Annotated in this window: 18 protein-coding genes; 13 read left to right on the plus strand and 5 right to left on the minus strand. The window is 35.7% G+C overall.

Annotation, left to right across the window (positions count from 1 at the left end):
- Positions 1 to 114: 114 nt before the first annotated feature.
- Together ACS127_RS07935 and ACS127_RS07940 are read left to right on the plus strand one after the other, a co-directional pair.
- On the plus strand, positions 115 to 1,107 hold the full coding sequence (locus ACS127_RS07935; protein WP_440897882.1) for an acyltransferase family protein: 993 nt from the start codon (positions 115 to 117) through the stop codon (positions 1,105 to 1,107).
- 68 nt (positions 1,108 to 1,175) lie between these two features.
- A complete protein-coding gene (locus ACS127_RS07940) occupies positions 1,176 to 1,931 on the plus strand; it encodes a class I SAM-dependent methyltransferase (protein WP_440897883.1) in 756 nt (251 codons plus the stop codon).
- A gap of 156 nt (positions 1,932 to 2,087) precedes the next feature.
- Here the strand turns inward: ACS127_RS07940 and ACS127_RS07945 are convergent, their stop codons facing one another.
- On the minus strand, positions 2,088 to 2,408 hold the full coding sequence (locus ACS127_RS07945) for a hypothetical protein (RefSeq protein ID WP_440897884.1): 321 nt from the start codon (positions 2,406 to 2,408) through the stop codon (positions 2,088 to 2,090).
- A 361-nt stretch (positions 2,409 to 2,769) separates the two neighbouring features.
- Between ACS127_RS07945 and ACS127_RS07950 the strand changes: the two genes are divergently transcribed.
- Positions 2,770 to 3,048, plus strand: coding sequence for a DUF5327 family protein (locus tag ACS127_RS07950; protein WP_440897885.1), 279 nt, complete (start codon positions 2,770 to 2,772; stop codon positions 3,046 to 3,048).
- Positions 3,049 to 3,200: 152 nt separating this feature from the next.
- Here ACS127_RS07950 and gerQ read toward each other — a convergent pair whose 3' ends face one another.
- Together gerQ and ACS127_RS07960 are read right to left on the minus strand one after the other, a co-directional pair.
- Positions 3,201 to 3,653, minus strand: a complete 453-nt coding sequence (gene gerQ / locus ACS127_RS07955) for a spore coat protein GerQ (protein WP_440897886.1) — start codon at positions 3,651 to 3,653, stop codon at positions 3,201 to 3,203.
- A 30-nt stretch (positions 3,654 to 3,683) separates the two neighbouring features.
- A complete protein-coding gene (locus ACS127_RS07960) occupies positions 3,684 to 4,103 on the minus strand; it encodes a cell wall hydrolase (RefSeq protein ID WP_440897887.1) in 420 nt (139 codons plus the stop codon).
- Between the two features lie 279 nt (positions 4,104 to 4,382).
- Between ACS127_RS07960 and pta the strand changes: the two genes are divergently transcribed.
- A complete protein-coding gene (pta, locus tag ACS127_RS07965; RefSeq protein ID WP_440897888.1) occupies positions 4,383 to 5,354 on the plus strand; it encodes a phosphate acetyltransferase in 972 nt (323 codons plus the stop codon).
- A 124-nt stretch (positions 5,355 to 5,478) separates the two neighbouring features.
- Here pta and ACS127_RS07970 read toward each other — a convergent pair whose 3' ends face one another.
- Positions 5,479 to 6,321: a lipoate--protein ligase family protein gene (locus ACS127_RS07970; RefSeq protein WP_440897889.1), complete on the minus strand. Its 843-nt coding sequence runs from the start codon at positions 6,319 to 6,321 to the stop codon at positions 5,479 to 5,481.
- Positions 6,322 to 6,412: 91 nt separating this feature from the next.
- On the opposite strand from ACS127_RS07970, the gene ACS127_RS07975 reads away from it, so the two are divergent.
- From ACS127_RS07975 to ACS127_RS07990, 4 genes are all read left to right on the plus strand, one after another.
- Positions 6,413 to 7,711 carry an HD domain-containing protein gene (locus ACS127_RS07975; RefSeq protein ID WP_440897890.1) on the plus strand — a complete coding sequence of 433 codons (1,299 nt, stop codon included), beginning with the start codon at positions 6,413 to 6,415 and terminating at the stop codon, positions 7,709 to 7,711.
- A gap of 10 nt (positions 7,712 to 7,721) precedes the next feature.
- The gene (locus ACS127_RS07980; protein ID WP_440897891.1) at positions 7,722 to 8,228 is read left to right on the plus strand and encodes a YwgA family protein; all 507 of its coding nucleotides are present in this window, start codon (positions 7,722 to 7,724) and stop codon (positions 8,226 to 8,228) included.
- Positions 8,229 to 8,244: 16 nt separating this feature from the next.
- Positions 8,245 to 8,745: a YwhD family protein gene (locus ACS127_RS07985; RefSeq protein ID WP_440897892.1), complete on the plus strand. Its 501-nt coding sequence runs from the start codon at positions 8,245 to 8,247 to the stop codon at positions 8,743 to 8,745.
- Between the two features lie 102 nt (positions 8,746 to 8,847).
- Positions 8,848 to 9,030, plus strand: a complete 183-nt coding sequence (locus ACS127_RS07990; protein WP_440897893.1) for a hypothetical protein — start codon at positions 8,848 to 8,850, stop codon at positions 9,028 to 9,030.
- A gap of 328 nt (positions 9,031 to 9,358) precedes the next feature.
- Here the strand turns inward: ACS127_RS07990 and ACS127_RS07995 are convergent, their stop codons facing one another.
- Positions 9,359 to 11,254 (minus strand): transglycosylase domain-containing protein, encoded by a 1,896-nt coding sequence (locus ACS127_RS07995; protein WP_440897894.1) that lies wholly within the window; start codon positions 11,252 to 11,254, stop codon positions 9,359 to 9,361.
- 227 nt (positions 11,255 to 11,481) lie between these two features.
- Here ACS127_RS07995 and ACS127_RS08000 point away from each other — a divergent pair, with 227 nt between their 5' ends.
- From ACS127_RS08000 to ACS127_RS08020, 5 genes are all read left to right on the plus strand, one after another.
- Positions 11,482 to 11,919, plus strand: a complete 438-nt coding sequence (locus ACS127_RS08000) for a DUF1934 domain-containing protein (RefSeq protein ID WP_440897895.1) — start codon at positions 11,482 to 11,484, stop codon at positions 11,917 to 11,919.
- A complete protein-coding gene (argS, locus tag ACS127_RS08005; protein ID WP_440897896.1) occupies positions 11,916 to 13,586 on the plus strand; it encodes an arginine--tRNA ligase in 1,671 nt (556 codons plus the stop codon). Before ACS127_RS08000 ends, argS begins: the two co-directional genes overlap by 4 nt.
- Positions 13,587 to 13,794: 208 nt before the next feature.
- The gene (locus ACS127_RS08010; protein WP_440897897.1) at positions 13,795 to 15,018 is read left to right on the plus strand and encodes an MFS transporter; all 1,224 of its coding nucleotides are present in this window, start codon (positions 13,795 to 13,797) and stop codon (positions 15,016 to 15,018) included.
- Positions 15,019 to 15,853: 835 nt separating this feature from the next.
- Complete coding sequence (locus ACS127_RS08015) at positions 15,854 to 17,845, plus strand: PRD domain-containing protein (protein ID WP_440897898.1); 1,992 nt, start codon at positions 15,854 to 15,856, stop codon at positions 17,843 to 17,845.
- Entirely contained in the window at positions 17,823 to 18,281 is a 459-nt protein-coding gene (locus tag ACS127_RS08020; RefSeq protein WP_440897899.1) for a PTS sugar transporter subunit IIA, read from the plus strand. Before ACS127_RS08015 ends, ACS127_RS08020 begins: the two co-directional genes overlap by 23 nt.
- Positions 18,282 to 18,520 lie beyond the last annotated feature (239 nt).

The following is an 18,520-nucleotide window of genomic DNA, read 5'->3' on the forward strand; positions in this document are numbered from 1 at the left end:
ATGAGTTACAATTGATTTACAGTTTACTAACAATTTGATTAAAATGGGTTCTCGGTGTGAAAATGTGTTAGGATAATTCGTATATCTAATAATTAAAAAAGAAAGGTGATTTTTTTGAAACGAGAACCTTTTTTTGATAATGCAAGATTAATTTTGATCTTTCTGGTTGTTTTTGGTCATGTGATTCAACCATTAACTGAGGGATCGGAATTATTGATGGTACTCTATCAATTTATTTACTTTTTTCACATGCCTGCGATTATTCTGATCAGCGGTTTTTTTGCCAAAGGGAGCAGTGAACCTGCTTATTTATTAAAACTATTACAAAAATTTATTATTCCATATATAATCTTTCAAACTCTTTATACGGCTTATTATTACTTTACAACAGATAGTGGCTGGAATGTACCATTATTTGAACCCCATTGGTCACTTTGGTTTTTACTGAGTTTATGTTCATGGCATTTATTGTTAATTATCTTTAAGAAAATGACCCCTAAAATGGGGCTAACTATAGCAGTCATACTTGGGATTGCGGTTGGTTATATCGATCAAATTGGTCAGATGTACAGTTTGTCACGGACCTTTGTCTTTTTTCCATTCTTTTTAGTTGGTTATTGGCTTTCAATGGATCAATTGTTCAAATGGAAAACGTTCCGATATCGTTTGATCAGTTTAGCTGTAATCTCAGTAGTGCTTATTGGCATCATCCTTTATCCCAATATTCCAAGCGGTTGGTTGTTTGGTTCATCTTCTTACGCCAGTCTTGATACAGGAATGCTGGGAGGATTAATCAGAGGTTGCGTTTATCTAATCAGTTTTTTATTATCGTTCAGCTTATATGTATGGATACCGAGAAAACAGTTTATTTTAACCCAATTTGGTGAACAAACGCTTTATGTTTATTTGTTACACGGCATATTTATTCAATTTTTCCGTGAATATAATATGATTCAAATAAACAATGGTTTTGATTTTATTTTTGTCATCGTTATCTCGCTAGGGATTGTCCTGCTTTTAGCAAGTCATCCGGTCTTTATCTCTTTCCAACCCATCATTGAGCTAAAAACAACAGGTTGGAAACAAAGGAACGAACAATTGAATTGATGAGAAGATCGATGTTACCTTATTAAGGATATTAATCTAGGTTAAGTTAGGAGAACTGAGACAGAAAAATGTTTGAGGAATACGGTGAATTAAGCACAAAATTATATCAACATACTAAACCAGTTGGGCATTCCATCGATGGAGATATCGAATACTATGGTGCAAAACTAAAAGAACGAAAAGGTTCTGTATTAGAAGCGGGTGTGGGTACCGGGAGAATGTTAATTCCCTTTTTGAAAGAGGGGATTGAAATGGATGGTGTTGATCTCTCTTCTGACATGTTAAATCAATGTAAGATCAATATGGAACACCACCAGGTAAATACAAATCTTTTTCAACAAGACCTAACACAACTTGCTTTAGAACGGAAATATAAGACGATTATTATGCCTACAGGCAGTTTTTGTTTACTTCCAAGTGATAAAATGGATGCCCTTTTACACAACTTATTTAGTCATTTAGAAGATGGTGGACAATTTATCTTTGATACGATATTTCCAGCAGATTTTCGAACAGGTCAGGTGGAAGTCCGTGATTATTCCTTAACAAGTGAGTCGGGTATTGTATTTACTAACACGAGTCAGGCGATAGATTGGTTGAAGCAGAGCGTCTCCTATATCAATAAATACGAACTTTTATCTGGAGGAACGATTGAGAAAACAGAGATATCCCATTTTGTCCTCAATTGGTATGGATTGAAGGAACTAGAATTGCGATTAAAGCAGGCAGGTTTTAGCACTATTCAATATGAAGTAGGCTATGGGAAAGATAGCCATTCATCTGTAGCTACTTTCATTGCTGATAAAGTAGATAAATTAACGTAAAAGGTCCTTAGCAAAGTATTTCTCTCTGCTAAGAGCCTTTTAAGTTTGACACAGGTCTTTTCAAGGCTTCTGAGATTGTAATGGCTCGATGGACTTAAGATCAGTATTTTTAATGGTTTATTTTCCTATTTCAATCGTTATCTTTTCTCAATAATCTTAATAAAATGTTGTCGGTTGGTTAGGACGCCACCAAGACTCGACCGTTTGCCACGCTGAGCGGAAATCTTGCCCTTGCCCCATTAAATATGCAATAGCTACTGCTTCTTTTAATGCATGAGGAAAGCCTAAGTGCTGGGCTTCTCGCATTCCATGATGGATGACTGGATTGACAGCAGATAATACTTGTTGTTCTTGAGAGTTTTGCCCCATATGCGATTGATTTTGGTGATAAGGCATTGGCTGTTGCTGACTGTAAGTATTCATTTGCTGATTAGGCGGTTGAAAATTTGCTTGGTGCGGATGCATTGAATTAGACAAATGAGTCACCTCGTTTAGAGTTTTTTTAGGTGTTACCCTACTTTTTACTTTATGCACCTTTTGTTGTAAATGTTCGCCCAGCTATTTGAGTCGATCAATTAAATTTGGGAATAGAATGAATGGTAATATATCTGACAACTAATTGGATATTTCCAACTTCCGTAAATCGAGAACGCCGACTAGAAGTTCAACATTCTGTCATTTGAATTTGTCATATAGCTGAAGCATTTAAGTAGATTTCAGTAAGTCAGCATTTGCTCTAATAAGATGAGGAAAACTTATAAACTAGGAGTGACTTGTGGATTTATATAAAAGTCGGCTGTAAGGTGTTATTCATCTAATAATATAAAGGAGAGTATTTATGATTAATTATGAAAAAATAGTTATGAAAATGGCGGAGGAAATAGAACGAGCCAAGGAAAGTAATGATTATGAAAAAATAAAAGAACATGTTCGCGTCGTTAATTTGTTAGCCGATTTAATTTTAGATGATGAGCAAGTTGAAAAATCAACAAAGAATGATAAAACAATTTCTGACGAGCTTGAACTCCGAAAAATGCTTGGCGAAAGTTATCAACCACAACAAAAGGTAAAGTCAATCGATAATTACGAACAACCTGATTCATTACTTGATTTTTAGAGGATGATGGGTTAAATTAGGATTTCTTACTAGGCATTGCAACGAAGTGATGATGTGGATGAGACGACAGATAAAAACACCCCAAAAAGTTAGCTTTTTTGCTAACTTTTGAGGTGCAGTCATACAAAGAAGGATGTGTTTAAATAAAATCATTAAAATGCCTGATCTGTTGGTACCGGATAGTCATAATCAATTTTTTCATCAAAAGTAATATAATCTAAGTAAATAGTTAAAAGTAAATAACGCTTATCAGTCTCCGGATCACTCAAAATAATGTGATCACGACCAGCTGCTTCAATAATCCCTTTGAAAATTTTTGCATTCCAACGTTCATTGTTTTCAAAAGTCATATAAACCGTTGCAACTTTTCCTCTATTTAAGCGTAAAATATTTTCAACATAAGATTGTTCTAACGGCAACATGTTATCAGCTGGGGTTGGCTCTGCTGGCTGTTGCTGCGGATAAGAGGGAACCTCAGGTTGAAATGGACCAGGCTGCATCGGTGGTGGAAAGTTTTGCATTGGCATCATTGGATAAGACGGCATTGGCATTTGATACATACCTTGGATCGGCATTTGTTGACGTTGATCTTTTTCTTCACTCATTGACATCTACACTCCCTTTTCTTAACAAATTTACAGACGTGGGCATTCACTTGCTACTGGATTAAAGAAACAATGCGATTTATAACGACCAGAATTCCATTGACCGTACCATTGTTCTGGACAAGCTCCTGTTGGCATAAAGAACCACAGCGATCGACTTGCTGGATGAAATCGTTCACCACGAATGACACGGCGAGCTAATGCTTTGTCATGTTCACGAGCACGTTGGTAAAAATAACCCTTCTGTGTTGCTTCAAATCCACCTGGACTTTGAAACACCATATCTTCAATATTTCGAATCCCATCAAAATCCAAACAACTTTCGATCACTCGATTAACGCCAACATTCCCGACCATCAACATGCCAAGATTCCCATCACCTTCAGCCTCGGCTCGCATTAGTCTAGCCAGCAGTTCTATCTCTTTTTCTGTATGGGCAACAACGGCCATTGGTTCACCTCATTTCTAAATCACCTTTCTCTAGCCATATTTATGCACCAACCATTAAAAATATGTTTTTTCAATAAGAATGGGAAAGATAAATATGATTATTCATTTTAGTTGTGGAGTCATGTTTAATTTACTTAATAAAAATCAGTAGATGGATATGACTGTACTTTATTAAATGTGATCAAAAATCAAATCTTTTTAAAAAATGAACGTTATCCCTTTTCATTAAACAGAAAAAGTCGTATGATTATAACAGAATGAAAAAATGGAGGGTGTCACATGAGTAATTTATTTGATACATTAAAAGGGAGATTAGCTGGGAACACTAAGAGAATTGTTTTTCCAGAGGGTTCTGATCAACGTATTTTAGAAGCAGCGAGTCAATTGGCAACTGAGGGATTAGTTCAACCTGTATTAGTGGGTAAGCAAACAGAAATAGAACAGAAAGCCATGTCATTTAATCTCAAACTTGATAATGTAGAGATTTTAAATCCAGAAGAGTATCCAGAATTTGAAGCAATGGTCGCAAGTTTTGTAGAGCGACGGAAAGGAAAAGCATCTGAAGAACAGGCACGTCAAATGCTTTTAGATGAAAACTATTTTGGTACAATGCTTGTTTATATGAGAAAAGCTGATGGACTTGTTAGTGGTGCAGCCCACTCAACAGCTGATACTGTACGTCCTGCCTTGCAGATTATTAAAACAAAACCAGGAATCAAAAAAACATCCGGTGTCTTTATCATGGTTCGTGATGAAGAAAAGTATGTTTTTGCTGATTGTGCCATAAACATGTCTCCAGATAGTCAAGATCTTGCAGAGATTGCTTTAACATCGGCGGAAACAGCAAAACTATTTGATATCGATCCGCGTGTCGCCATGCTAAGTTTTTCAACAAAAGGATCAGCTACATCTGAAGAAACAGTTAAAGTAGCAGAAGCAGTAAGAATTGCAAAGGAAATGAAACCAGAATTAACTTTAGATGGGGAATTTCAATTTGATGCAGCTTTTGTACCCAGTGTTGCTGAGAAGAAGGCTCCAAATGCTGATATTCAAGGAAACGCTAATGTCTTTGTCTTCCCAGGGCTTGAATCTGGGAATATCGGTTATAAAATAGCTCAACGTTTAGGAAATTTTGATGCGGTTGGTCCAGTATTACAAGGTCTAAATAGCCCAGTGAATGATCTATCACGTGGTTGTGATGCAAACGATGTTTATAAACTGGCAATTATTACCGCTGCCCAAGCATTATAAGAAAGAAGAAATCGGTGCATATACCGATTTCTTTTTTTATAAAACTTGCTCTCAGGTTTTATCATTAATTTTCAAGTTCAACAAAATACTCTTGACTTCGGATTTGCCACCATTCGTAAAAGCTTTATTTTACAAATAAATTTCCAAGAGCCCGTTCATTTCGATCGATCATCTGTTTTCTTCGTTTCTTAAATGTTTCCAATTCAGTATCCTTTAACTGCCCGTGTTTGATATCGATTCCTGCCTCAATCAATGTCTCTTTTAACTTCACAATAACATCATCAACACCTATCGGCTCACCAATTAAAGTTTCGAGTGCTTCCATCGTATTGGGATCTACGTTTGGATAGGTGAATCGAGTGTCCTCGTCTTGGATTCCAATTTGATAGAAATCTCGAATCAAGCGAGCGCGCATTTGATAATCAGCGGTAATTGATAAATAAATTTGAATCGCAATTCCATTTCGAATGCGTCGCTGAGAGATTCCAGCAAATTTTTTTCCACCAATACTCAAATCATAATCTCCCGGACAATAGGAACCCATAACTTCGAAGGCTTCAATTTTGTCAGTCCAGTCTGCCAATAATGCTTGAATTAAAAGAACCATTTTCTGATAAGCTTCATGAATCCCGACTGAATTTTCATCTTTAATAAGTAAACTAAGATTTAAAACACCTTCATCTAATGCTACTGCTAGACCTCCAGAATTACGAACTACAGGATTAAAACCTTGTTCGATTAACCATTGGGAAGCATCTGTTAAATGAGGTAAACGAGAGTCGGCAATCCCAAGTACGACTGCCTCAGGATGGGACCAAACTCTAATAGTCGTTGTGGACTCGCCATTATGGATCGATTCAGCTAATGCATCATCAACCGCAAACGACTCCCATATTTTTAAATCATTCGATCTATGATCAATAAAACGAACATTATTATCTGAAAAAATGTCTCGCCAATTATCCACTTTATCTGTCATCTCCTCTTTCAGATTCGGTTAATCTATTATATAATGAATGGATATGAGAAGCTAATTTTAGAATGAAGGAGGAATGTTAGTGGCCTATCGCGACGAACAACTCAACGAAGAAAAAGTCTTTAAGGACCCTGTACATAGGTATGTCCATGTGCGTGATCAAGTGATTTGGGATTTAATTGGGGCGAGAGAATTTCAACGTCTGCGCAGGATCAAGCAATTAGGTACGACCTTTTTGACATTTCATGGTGCAGAGCACAGTCGCTTCAATCATTCTTTAGGTGTTTACGAGATTATTCGCAGAATTCTTGATAACTTTTCTGGTCAGCCTAATTGGAACCCAGACGAACGTCTTCTTTGCTTAACGGCAGCCTTGCTTCATGATTTAGGTCATGGTCCATTCTCACATTCCTTTGAAAAGGTTTTTCATTTAGATCATGAGGATTTTACCAATCAGATTATTCTTGGTAAGACAGAAATCAATGCTATTTTAACAAAGGTAGATCTTGATTTTCCTAATAAAGTTGCAGAAGTTATTAATAAAACCTATCATAATAAACTGATTGTTAGCTTAATTTCAAGCCAAATCGACGCTGATCGAATGGATTATTTACAGCGTGATGCTTATTATACCGGTGTAAGTTACGGTCATTTTGACATGGAACGAATTCTAAGAGTGATGCGACCATTACCTGATAAAGTCGTGATTAAATCTTCCGGCATGCACGCAGTTGAAGATTATATCATGAGCCGCTATCAAATGTATTGGCAAGTCTATTTCCATCCGGTCAGTAGAAGTGCTGAAGTTCTGTTGTCAAAAATTCTCCACCGTGTCAAAGAGTTATATAGCAGACAATATTCATTTAAGCAGGAACCAAAGCATTTCCTAGCTTTTTTCACTGGAAAGATGTCAGTTGAGGATTACATAAATTTAGATGAAACAGTCGTAATGTATTATTTTCAAATGTGGATAAACGAGAATGATACGATTTTGTCTGACCTTTGTCAGCGATTTACCAATCGTCGGCTCTTTCAATATACGGATTTCAATCCAATTGAAAAAATTGTAGAATTAAAAGAGCTAGCACAATTATTTGAAAGTGTTGGGATTGATTCAAACTATTATTTAGTCGTCGATTCATCATCTGATTTGCCCTATGACTTTTATCGACCGGGTGAAGAAGGAGAACGACTTCCAATTTATTTGCAGATGTCAAATGGTGAGTTGAAAGAGCTGTCACGTGCTTCAGAAATTGTTGAATCCATTTCAGGTAAGAAGCGTACAGATCATAAGCTCTATTATCCAGCTGACTTAATTGAAAAATTACCTGATCAGAATCCGAAAAAAGCAAGAATAAAGACTTTACTAGGATTGAAATAGGAGTGACAATATGCTACTAAATCATGCGCGTTTAATGCGATTTTTTATCGAGGCAGAAGATATTATTGGGCGAAAAAAATTACAAAAAATGATCTATATTTTGAAGAAAATGGGCGTTCCCTTTAATGAAAAATTTGCCTTTCATTTTTATGGTCCCTATTCAGAAGAATTGACTTTACGCATTGAAGAACTTTGTAATCTAGGTTTTATCACAGAAGAGAAACAAGATAAAGGGCATTATTCACAATATCATTATCGGATTAGTGATGCAGGTAAACAATTTCTTGAACAAGCTCCAGACGATTTGCCAGCCTGCAAAGAAGAAATCGAACAGTTAAATAATCAGCGTTCAAGATTTCTTGAGCTTGTTGCGACGGTACTGTTCTTTGAAGATTTACCACGTCACGAGATTGAAAAAAAAGTTCAAGAGGTAAAATCAAGTGCTAATTATAGTGAGTCAGAGATAGAAGAAGCCTGGCAATTTATTGATCAGTTAAAACAGAATCAGCTTCATTAAAAAAGGAGAATTTTAGATGACTGAAAAAAAGCAGCCCCAACCATTTACAATTATTAAAGATGATTCAACAGACGGACATGGCGGATTTGGAGTCGGCTCAATTAGTTTAGAAAATGTTTCACCTGTCGTTATCGACCCGAATGAAGAACGTGCCTTTGTTGATATGGGAGCAATGCATGGACGTAGTGAAGTTGAACGCCGTGTAAAGTTTATCCCAGATAAGGATCAGGTACCCAATGGTCTCTTGTACTGGATCGCTTGGGTTACAGTCGAAACGGGAGAAAACGGTCCTTATTATCATGGGGTAGCAAGTAGTGAAATGTCGATTGATCGCCCTAATCGTATAGCCTATAAATCCATGCCTGAACATGTTAATCATATGGATAAATCACTTAAAGGACATGTTATTGTTGATCATATGGATGAGCAATCTCGCCACTTGTTAGGTCATTTTCTGCGTGAATTTAACCCGCAAATGTGGACCAATGCAAGCGATGAGTTGAAAAAAGTTTTATAAGAAGAATAAGCCAGTTAGTCATAAGAAATATGTGACTAGCTGGCTTATCTTTTTAAGAAAAATGATTGCAATTAATATAGAGGGGGGAGATGAATAAGTGTAATGAAAAGAGCACATGGAGTCATGAATCATATAACTGTTCTTTTCATTGAACGAAAAGGAATAGACGAAAATGAAGAGAAAATATTAAGAAAAGCAACGACACCTAAAAACTTAGGCAATTGCTTGCAACTCGAAGAAGTTGATTGTATTTCGTTAAAGTTGACTGTATTTTCGTTAACTTGACTGCATTTCGGAAAAGTTGATTGCATTTTCACTCACTTGACTGCATTTCGAAAAAGTTGATTGCATTTTCACTCACTTGACTGTATTTCGGAAAAGTTGATTGCATTTTCGCTCACTTGACTGTATTTCGGAAAAGTTGATTGCATTTTCGCTCACTTGATTGCATTTCGTGAAAGTTGACTGTATTTTTGTTAACTTGACAGTATTTCGGAAAAGTTGATTGCAAATCGCGGAAGTTGATTGCAAAACGGAGAAGTTGATTGCAAACTAAAGAAGTTGAGCACAAATTCAAGAAATTGAGCTCAACCTCCAAAATAATCAATTAAATTCAATCTTCGTGCAAATTGCAGTAAATTAGTGGTTCAGTTCCTTCGATAAAATACATTAATCGACTGACGGGGCAGTGCTCATCACTTAATAATCCTGACTGCGGGTCAACGTAGGCGGCTACTATGCCTGGAGGAGCAATAAAACTATCGCTTCCATTCTCTCGATGACCTGCTTCAATGGCATCACGCCAAATCAATTTTGAGGCTTGGTTAGAACCGATTTTTTGATTATCGTCGTAGCCAGTCCAAACGCCAACAATTAAATTAGGACTGTAGCCCACCATCCAACTATCTGTATCAGTTGAACCACTTTTTCCCGCGTAATCACCACTCAGATCCTCACTTATTGACCCCCCCGTTACGGCTAGATAATCTGATAAATTTGGATCAAACATACCAGTTAATAATTGATTTAATATAAAAGTAACTCGTTCATCTAACACCTGCTCTCCTAATTGAAAGTCATGTTGATAGATGATTTCTTCATTAGGACCGATAATTTTTTCGATTAAAAATGGGCTGACGGTATGGCCGCCGTTAGCAAAATGACTATAAGCAGTAACCAGCTCCTGAACGCTCAGTGAAGCAGTTCCTAATGCTAATGCAGGTACTGGCTCAAGCTCACTTGTTATTCCGATTGACCGGCTTCGATCAATCACCTTTTCAGGTGTTAAAAAAAGATGTGTTTTGACAGCATAAATATTATCACTGACGGCTAATGCTTGTGCTAGTGTAATCGTATCATTGGCATAAAGTTGATTGAAATTACTAGGTCTATATTGACTGTCATCACTAAAAGCAAAGGTAGTTGGTTCACTTGTTAAGGTAGTTGCCGCAGTGAAACCATTTTCCAAAGCAGTGTAATATAAAAAAGGTTTAAAGGTTGAACCAACCATGCGATGGGCTTGTGTTGCTCGATTATATGGACTAAGTTGATAATCGACACCACCAATTAATGCTTGAATCGCACCAGTCGCTGGATGTGCCATAATAGCTCCAACTTGCAAATCATCAATGTGCTCGATAACCGCTTGAGATAGTGCTTCTTGTTGTTCGAGGTTAATCGTTGTTTGTAATTGATAGCCGGCTGGTACAGGACCATCCAATAACTCTTTTGCTTCAGCGATTGCTAGATCAGCTAAATAACCAAATTGAGGTTGTTGAAGCGTTTCACCTTCAATATTTAACACCTCAAGTCGAGCAAGTTCAGCTTCTGTTGTTGTAATGAGATCTTCTGCCTCAAGAATGGCGAGCACTTTTTCTTGCTGCTCTTTTGCCGTATCATAATGATTAAGTGGAGAATAGGCATTTGGCCGATTGGGAATAGCGACAAGTAGAGCGATCTCAGCAAGCGATAAATCTGTAGTTGATTTACCAAAATAGAATTGGCTTGCTGTTTCAACACCATAAATTCCATGTCCATAATAAATGGTATTCAAATATCCCTCAAGTAAGCTATCCTTATCGTAATGCTGCTCAAGTCTAATGGTATAAAAAGCCTCTTTTAGTTTACGAAGCCATGTTTTTTCATGGGTTAAATAAAGATTACGAGCATACTGTTGCGTGATTGTACTGGCTCCTTCTGCCAGATTACCTTGGTGGAGATTTTTTAAAACGGCTCCGCCAATCCGCTTTAAGTCAAAACCGCCATGGTGATGGAAATTTTGATCTTCAATCATGATTGTTGTATCAACTAACATCGGGTGAATATCTTCAAGGGATTGCCAAATTCTTTCGCCATCACTATAAGCTGTTCCTATAAGATCACCATTATGGTCTAAAATATCAATGGGTTGCTCGTTGATTTTAGGAGCCCCTAATAAATAAATGGATATCATTAAACTTATAAAGCCAATAGATAGAACTAAACAAATCCATAGTGCAAGTTTTTTCAACAACCTCACCTCCTTGAGTTAGTAATTGAAGGTATGCTTTATCCATTATCACTTTTTAAGCAATATTTAAACGCTAAATTGTGAAAATATTAGCTTTAACTTTATTTTTGAGGAAATTAACTGAAAATTTTCGGAGCAAAAATTTAAATAAATTATAAGAAGAGACTTGAGTTTCCGGCTAAACATTTCTATACTTGAGAATACTGACAGTTCAAAAGGATGGTTTTATGCAGCTAGGACAATTTTTTGTTAAAATAAGTTTACAAACAAAAATCAGCGATGGAAATGATGAACAACAAACAAAGATAAAGGCAGTAGGTGAATTATTTCAAACGGAAAGACAGTCTGTTGTCAGATTTACTGAACAAATTGATAATCAGCCTGACGTTCATACGATGATTACAATTAAATCAGAACAAGTGACTATTAAGCGATCAGGCGGGGTGGAGATGAATCAACAATTCCAGTCTCAGCGCTTAACAGAGACGGTTTATCGTCATCAATTTGGCACTATTCGCATGGAAACCCTGACGAAAAACTTTCATTACCAACCCCTTTCAACGACTCATAACGCTGAATTAAGAATTGACTATATAACAAAACTTGACGGAGAAGAAGAGCGTAAGCATGAGCTCTTACTTATCATTGAGGAGGACAAGTCATGACAATTGTACAAGAGACGCAGGATCAGCTAAAGGCTGAAATAAAAGCTGCTATTATCAAGGCTGAGCTTGCACCAGAGGAACAAATCCCCACAATTAATTTAGAAAAACCTAAGGAAAAAGCACATGGTGATTATGCAACAAATATCGCAATGCAACTAGCGCGTATCGCTAAAAAGGCACCCCGTCAAATTGCAGAGCAGCTTGTTGCCAAACTGGATCAAGTTAGTGCCTCAGTCACAAAGATAGAGATTGCTGGCCCTGGATTTATTAACTTTTTTATGGATAATAGTTATTTGACACGCCTAATTCCAGTTATTTTAAATGAAGCAGATCAATATGGACGTACGCAAACAGGCCTAGGGGAAAGCGTTCAAATAGAATTTGTTTCAGCAAATCCAACTGGAGATTTACACCTTGGTCATGCTCGTGGAGCATCTGTTGGAGATTCAATTGCTAATTTACTGGATGCAGCAGGCTTTCAAGTCGAACGCGAGTTTTATATCAATGATGCTGGTAACCAAATGAATAATCTCGCCCTATCGATTGAGGCGCGTTACATGCAAGCCTTGGACCATGATTTTCCAATGCCTGAAGATGGCTATCACGGCAAAGATATTGTCACCATTGCAGAAGAACTGATTGCTGAACACAATGATGCATTTGTTGAAAAAACAAGTGAAGAACGTCTGGCCTTTTTCCGTGAATATGGTTTGGCATTTGAGTTAGCTAAACTAAAGAAAGATTTAGCGGAATTCCGGGTTGATTTTGATCATTGGTTTTCTGAAACTTCCCTTTATCAGGAAGATAAAATTGAACCAGCTCTCTTTTTACTAAAACAGAGGGGCTACACCTTTGAAGAGGATAACGCTATTTGGTTTAGAACAACTGACTTTGGCGACGATAAGGATCGCGTATTGATCAAAAATGATGGCTCGTATACGTACTTGGCACCAGATATTGCTTATCATAAAAATAAACTTGATCGTGGTTTTAAGAAGCTGATTAACATCTGGGGCGCTGATCATCATGGTTATATTCCTAGAATGAAAGCAGCCATTCAAGCGCTTGGTTATGGAGAGGATACTTTAGAAGTAGAAATTATCCAAATGGTTAATTTATTCGAAAATGGTGAGAAAGTAAAAATGAGCAAACGGACAGGTAAAGCTGTCACGTTGAGGGAATTAATGGATGAGGTCGGCATTGATGCGATGCGTTATTTCTTTGTCATGCGTTCAAGTGATGCTCATCTGGACTTCGATATGGATTTGGCAAAATCAGAATCAAACGAGAATCCAGTTTATTATGTACAATATGCCCATGCCCGCATTTGTACGCTGCTCAAACAAGCAAAGGAAAAAGGTTACGAGCTTGATCTAAACTATTTGTCAAAACATTTGATGACAGAAAAAGCAGAGGATCTATTAAAACAATTGGGTGATTTCCCACAAGTTATTGCAGATGCAGCAGTTAATCGAGCACCACACCGAATGACACAATATGTTTTCGATTTAGCTGCCCTTTTACACAGCTATTATAACGCGGAAAAAGTACTTGATCCAAATGATCCCGAAAAAACAAAAGCTCGACTCGCCCTAATGCAAGCCGTGAAAATAACCATTGCCAATGGATTAAAATTAATCGGTGTTCAAGCACCAAATCATATGTAAACTCTAAAACCGAGCTTTGCTCGGTTTTTTCTCACTTGAAGAGAGGGTAGGAGATTCTGATACAGGGAAATGTTTCATTTACTTGACCAGAAACTATCCAATTTGCACCACGCATAATGGTGTTTATACTTATTTCTATAAACCTGCCTGTTTTTCACTCTATGGATACGATTATTATTTCTTTACTTAATAGACACGAGGTATAAATATGACAACATTTCTCTTAGTAATTATCTATTTGGCTTTTATCAGTTTAGGCTTGCCTGATACCCTATTAGGAACAGCATGGCCGGTTATGCAATTGGAATATGATGCTCCGCTTGAGACAGCTGGAATCCTTTCGATGACTATTGCAATTGGGACGATTATTTCTAGTCTAGTTAGTGGTAGATTATTAAAACGATTTGGAACTGGAAATGTGACATTTGTGAGCGTTTTAATGACTGCCTGTGCTTTATTAGGTTTTTATTTTGCTCCATCAGTTATTTGGTTAGTTATCTGTGCTATTCCACTTGGACTAGGAGCTGGAGCTGTTGATACAGGTTTGAACGATTATGTTGCAATAAATTATAAAGCACACCATATGAGCTGGTTACATAGTTTTTGGGGAGTTGGCGCAACACTTGGCCCGATTATTATGTCTCGATTTATTCTAAATGATAATGCTTGGCGAGGTGGTTACTTTTTTATTTCAATTATTCAATTTACTTTAGTCATGGTTTTGTTTTTCACTTTACCTTTGTGGAAAAAGACAGCTCAAAATAAGCCTATAGCTGAAAGTAAAGATGTGAAAAATATAGTTGGAAATCAGGCAAATCAAGAGCAAAAACCATTACAAGTAAAAGGAGTTAAACTAGCCTTAGCATCTTTTCTATTTTATTGTGGTGTTGAATCGGCGGTAGGGCTTTGGGGGAGTAGTTTTTTAGTAAATATTAGAGGTTTAAACCCAGCAACTGCCGCTCAATGGGTTTCTCTTTATTATGGTGGAATTACGATTGGTAGGTTTATAACAGGATTTATCACTTTTCGGATGACCAACCGTAAGCTTATTCGAATTGGACAAATAACAGCATTAATGGGAGCAATTATTTTATTTTTACCCTTGCCATCACCATTTTTACTTGTTTCCTTTGTAATTATAGGGCTGGGATTAGCGCCGATATTCCCGTGTATGTTACATGAAACGCCGGTACGTTTTGGTAAAAAATATTCTCAAATATTGATTGGTTATCAAATGGCTTCTGCTTACACTGGAACAACATTTATTCCACCTTTACTAGGCTTCATTGCTTCCCAGACCACAATAGGAATCTTCCCAATCGGGGTTGTTTTTCTTGTTACAGGAATGTTTCTAAGTTCAGAAAAATTAAATCACTTAATAAGTAAAAAAATGTCACAAAAGAATGCTATAGAAGATTCGAAAGCTGTTTAGTCGTTAGCAATAAGAAGAATGCTCTTAAATTTTTTTAAGATATTTTATCATAGATAATCGCTTGTAAAACTTAGAAAACATGACGTTGGTCACGCAAGCATCTTCACAGGGTGTGAAGATACTTGTGTTTCTTATTGCTTGCTAGAGGAAATAAACTAAGTTCGTCATGTCCTGGGACTGAGACTGCGATTAACTCCCCCATGGAAGAGACTTGCGATTACTCGACTTATCGGAAACATTTGTGGAGACACTTAGGTTGTTGTTATTCACCTCACCAATTGAACTATCATTTTATAATAACCATGTATCTGATCATTTCTTTAGATACATGGTTATTTTGTACTTGAAAAAGTGTGGTGATATGAGATAAGGTAATGGTTTATTTTTCCTTATAAATTGTAAATAAGTACACAAATTTAATTTTTTATAATTTGAAAATAATTTAATGGTTTGACAAGTGTAAAACATTTTTATGCAATATTAATTATTTTTACCGTTATTTTACTTTTGTGTAAGATCAAAGCCTTTTGTGACTATTCCAGTATGAACAGTCTTTTTGTATTTTGTAGTTAGTATATTCTACTTAAGAACCTACCTCTATTTAACTTTAATGTTTCTTTCTGCTTACAAATATCCTTGACTTCAATAATTTCTATCCTAAATTAATAAAATGATTTATAAATCTTATCTTTACCCAACAACAAAGTTGAGCACTTTCCCTGTTTGCTTTCATCACAAAAATAAAACACCCCAAATAGAAGTTGTGATGAATTGGCGCGTATAGAGAAATGCTCTGGCTTATAATTAAGTTGTGCACAAAATGGGAGGTGGAGGAATGAAACATTTGGAAAAACAAGTTATAAGAGATTTGTTAAAAGAAATTCATCTTAATATTCAACAGCTTTTAACTTCTTATAACATAACTTATGATGAATTGAATCAGTTGAAAAGTGAAATCAATTCACAGTTCAATCAAGACATTATCGTTAGTAATGATGAAATTATCTATATTCCCCACAAACATATAAGAAATATTACAAGTCATTATCATATTCCCATTGATGAAATGACTCCAATATTCAAACTAGAGGTAAGGAGGGATATGGCGTTTTTAAAGATTGCTCTAAATAATGGGTACTTATCTTTAAATGAGCTTTCAGATCATTGCCTAGCCAGCAAAAATACACTCACTAATGATATAAAAATGATTAACAGTGAGATAAGAGATAATGAGTTTTCGATTAATTACACTAGAAAAGATGGATTCCATCTAGAAGGTAATGAAGTCAGTATCAGGGCTGAGTTAATAAATATAGTAGATAGATTGTTTCTGTATCCAAATGGAAGGAGACTTTTAGAAGAAAAGGTAATTCATGCTAAGGAAGAATATTTTCTTTTGACAGAAAGGATTAGAAAACTAGAGGAGAAAATAAATATCACCTTTAGTGATGAATATCTCTCAAAGCTGCCTTATATCATTCTAATCATGATTAAACGAGCATGTATCGTAAAAGATGCGTGGAACCTACCCATTAAATATCAAGAATTAAACCAGACAAGTGAATTTGAAAAAATACAAGAATTATTTTGGGAGTATACAGATTTGTCGATACAGGATCTTACCTATTTGACATTAATTTTCCTAGGTGCTAATCGAGTTGACTTAGATTCCAGTTTAACAAGTGAAACAGAAGTAAAAGAATTTGTTTCATTTATCATTAAGAAATTAGAGGATAAGTTAGCATTCAATTTCGGAAACAATCAATTTGAGAAAAAACTGATGCAGCATTTAAGTCCTGCTTTAATCCGAAAACGATTAGGTTTGACTCTCGAAAATCCGATACAAAGAGATTTTATAAGTCGATATTATCCCGTCTATGAAGTGATCAAAGAAATTGTAGATGAATATGAAAAGATAGCTCTCAGCGAAGCGGATATCGTTTATCTTTCCATGATTGTGCTGGGACACATGTATCAGGTCAGTCATGATGCATACCAGAGTAATAAAGATGTCACAGCCATTGTCGTCTGCCAAAGCGGCAACTCGATATCCGAATTAATGAATGTACAATTGAAGGATATGTTTCAAAAGATCAATTTCATAGGAACCTATAGTGAGCGACAATTTTATCAGGAAAATCCAAATATTGATATCGTTTTTACGACAGTCCCGCTTCAGACAGATAAGAAAATTTTCGTTATGGTCAATCTTTTCGATGAAAAAAATAGGAAAGAACTTATTAAAAAGGTAGAAAACTATATTGTTACCAATCCAAGTATAAAGACAAAACAGTTAATGAGTTTTCTACATGATGTTATACCTGAAGAAAAATTTGAGGATATCCAGAATAAAGCACATCGTTTTTTTCAAGATGACAAAGGGGGTCAAGATACAACCAATGCCATTTTAAAGCAAGAACAGATTCATTTTACCTTTGTAACTGATATTTTTGAAATGGCTCAAATTGGGTTATTAAAAATGCAAAAACGAAAATCTATTAGTTTTGCATATTCTAGTGCAACCATGGAAATATTCAAAGAAAAATATAAATCAATGCTGATAGGACCCGAAGTCTATTTACCTCACGCACATTACAACGATGGTGTATATCGTGAAGATTTTCAACTTGTAGTTAGTCCCAGTATAAAGACATGTGTTTTGTGTTTATCTCCTAATCAAGATAATTCTCATGTAAAAAAATTATTAAAGTTAAATAGTCTCTTTATGGATAGTGAGTTTATGGATACGCTATATCATTCTACCAATAAGGATGCGTTTAAACTGATCGAAAGGAGACATAAAGATGGCGTACAAAAATTTATTTAGTTCCAAATTAATGAAACTAAATGACCCCGCTCAAAATAGGAAGGAACTATTTGAAGAAGTGGCTCAAGAATTAGAATTACTGGGATATGTAAAAAATTCTTATCTTGAAGCATTGATAAAAAGAGAGCATAACTTCCCAACAGGTTTAAAAACATATTATTGTAATATAGCGATTCCTCATACAGAGACTATTCATGTTAAAAAACCTTTTATTTATCTTGTTAAACTTCAAGACGAGTTAGACTTTCAAAATATGGGGAATTCCAATGAAAAATTAAAAGTAAAACTTATCTTTTTTTTGGGGATTACAGATCCGAAGAATCAGACGGTATTACTTTCAACATTGATGGAACTTTTTCAAACTAAAGATTTTTCCCAAGCAATTTTGGAGGAAAGGGATGTAAATAAACTTGAGAATAAACTGAACTATTTATAAATTTCAAAAATTAAAATGATGTGATTAAAAAGTATAGAGGAAAGAGAAGAACCTTTCCAATAGGTTCAATAGAAGGGTAGTGTGCTATAGCATCTCCTTACAATGATTTAAAATATGTCAAAAAATTATTTATTGCTTAAGTCAAATAAATTATACCCTTGAAATTTATGAGGAATATTCAGGCCATTATTTCTATCAAGCTGATACAGCTAACTATTTATTGTAAGCCAAGATGAAAG

Source organism: Amphibacillus sp. Q70, from assembly GCF_052055485.1.
Taxonomy (GTDB): domain Bacteria; phylum Bacillota; class Bacilli; order Bacillales; family Amphibacillaceae; genus Amphibacillus.

Bases quoted from the DNA above. Each gene is read 5' to 3' on its own strand.
- ACS127_RS07940 (WP_440897883.1), top strand. From the start codon at position 1,176: ATGTTTGAGGAATACGGTGAATTAAGCACAAAATTATATCAACATACT.
- ACS127_RS07950 (WP_440897885.1), top strand. From the start codon at position 2,770: ATGATTAATTATGAAAAAATAGTTATGAAAATGGCGGAGGAAATAGAA.
- gerQ (WP_440897886.1), bottom strand. From the start codon at position 3,653: ATGAGTGAAGAAAAAGATCAACGTCAACAAATGCCGATCCAAGGTATG.
- ACS127_RS07960 (WP_440897887.1), bottom strand. From the start codon at position 4,103: ATGGCCGTTGTTGCCCATACAGAAAAAGAGATAGAACTGCTGGCTAGA.
- pta (WP_440897888.1), top strand. From the start codon at position 4,383: ATGAGTAATTTATTTGATACATTAAAAGGGAGATTAGCTGGGAACACT.
- ACS127_RS07980 (WP_440897891.1), top strand. From the start codon at position 7,722: ATGCTACTAAATCATGCGCGTTTAATGCGATTTTTTATCGAGGCAGAA.
- ACS127_RS07985 (WP_440897892.1), top strand. From the start codon at position 8,245: ATGACTGAAAAAAAGCAGCCCCAACCATTTACAATTATTAAAGATGAT.
- ACS127_RS07990 (WP_440897893.1), top strand. From the start codon at position 8,848: ATGAAAAGAGCACATGGAGTCATGAATCATATAACTGTTCTTTTCATT.
- ACS127_RS08000 (WP_440897895.1), top strand. From the start codon at position 11,482: ATGCAGCTAGGACAATTTTTTGTTAAAATAAGTTTACAAACAAAAATC.
- argS (WP_440897896.1), top strand. From the start codon at position 11,916: ATGACAATTGTACAAGAGACGCAGGATCAGCTAAAGGCTGAAATAAAA.
- ACS127_RS08010 (WP_440897897.1), top strand. From the start codon at position 13,795: ATGACAACATTTCTCTTAGTAATTATCTATTTGGCTTTTATCAGTTTA.
- ACS127_RS08015 (WP_440897898.1), top strand. From the start codon at position 15,854: ATGAAACATTTGGAAAAACAAGTTATAAGAGATTTGTTAAAAGAAATT.
- ACS127_RS08020 (WP_440897899.1), top strand. From the start codon at position 17,823: ATGGCGTACAAAAATTTATTTAGTTCCAAATTAATGAAACTAAATGAC.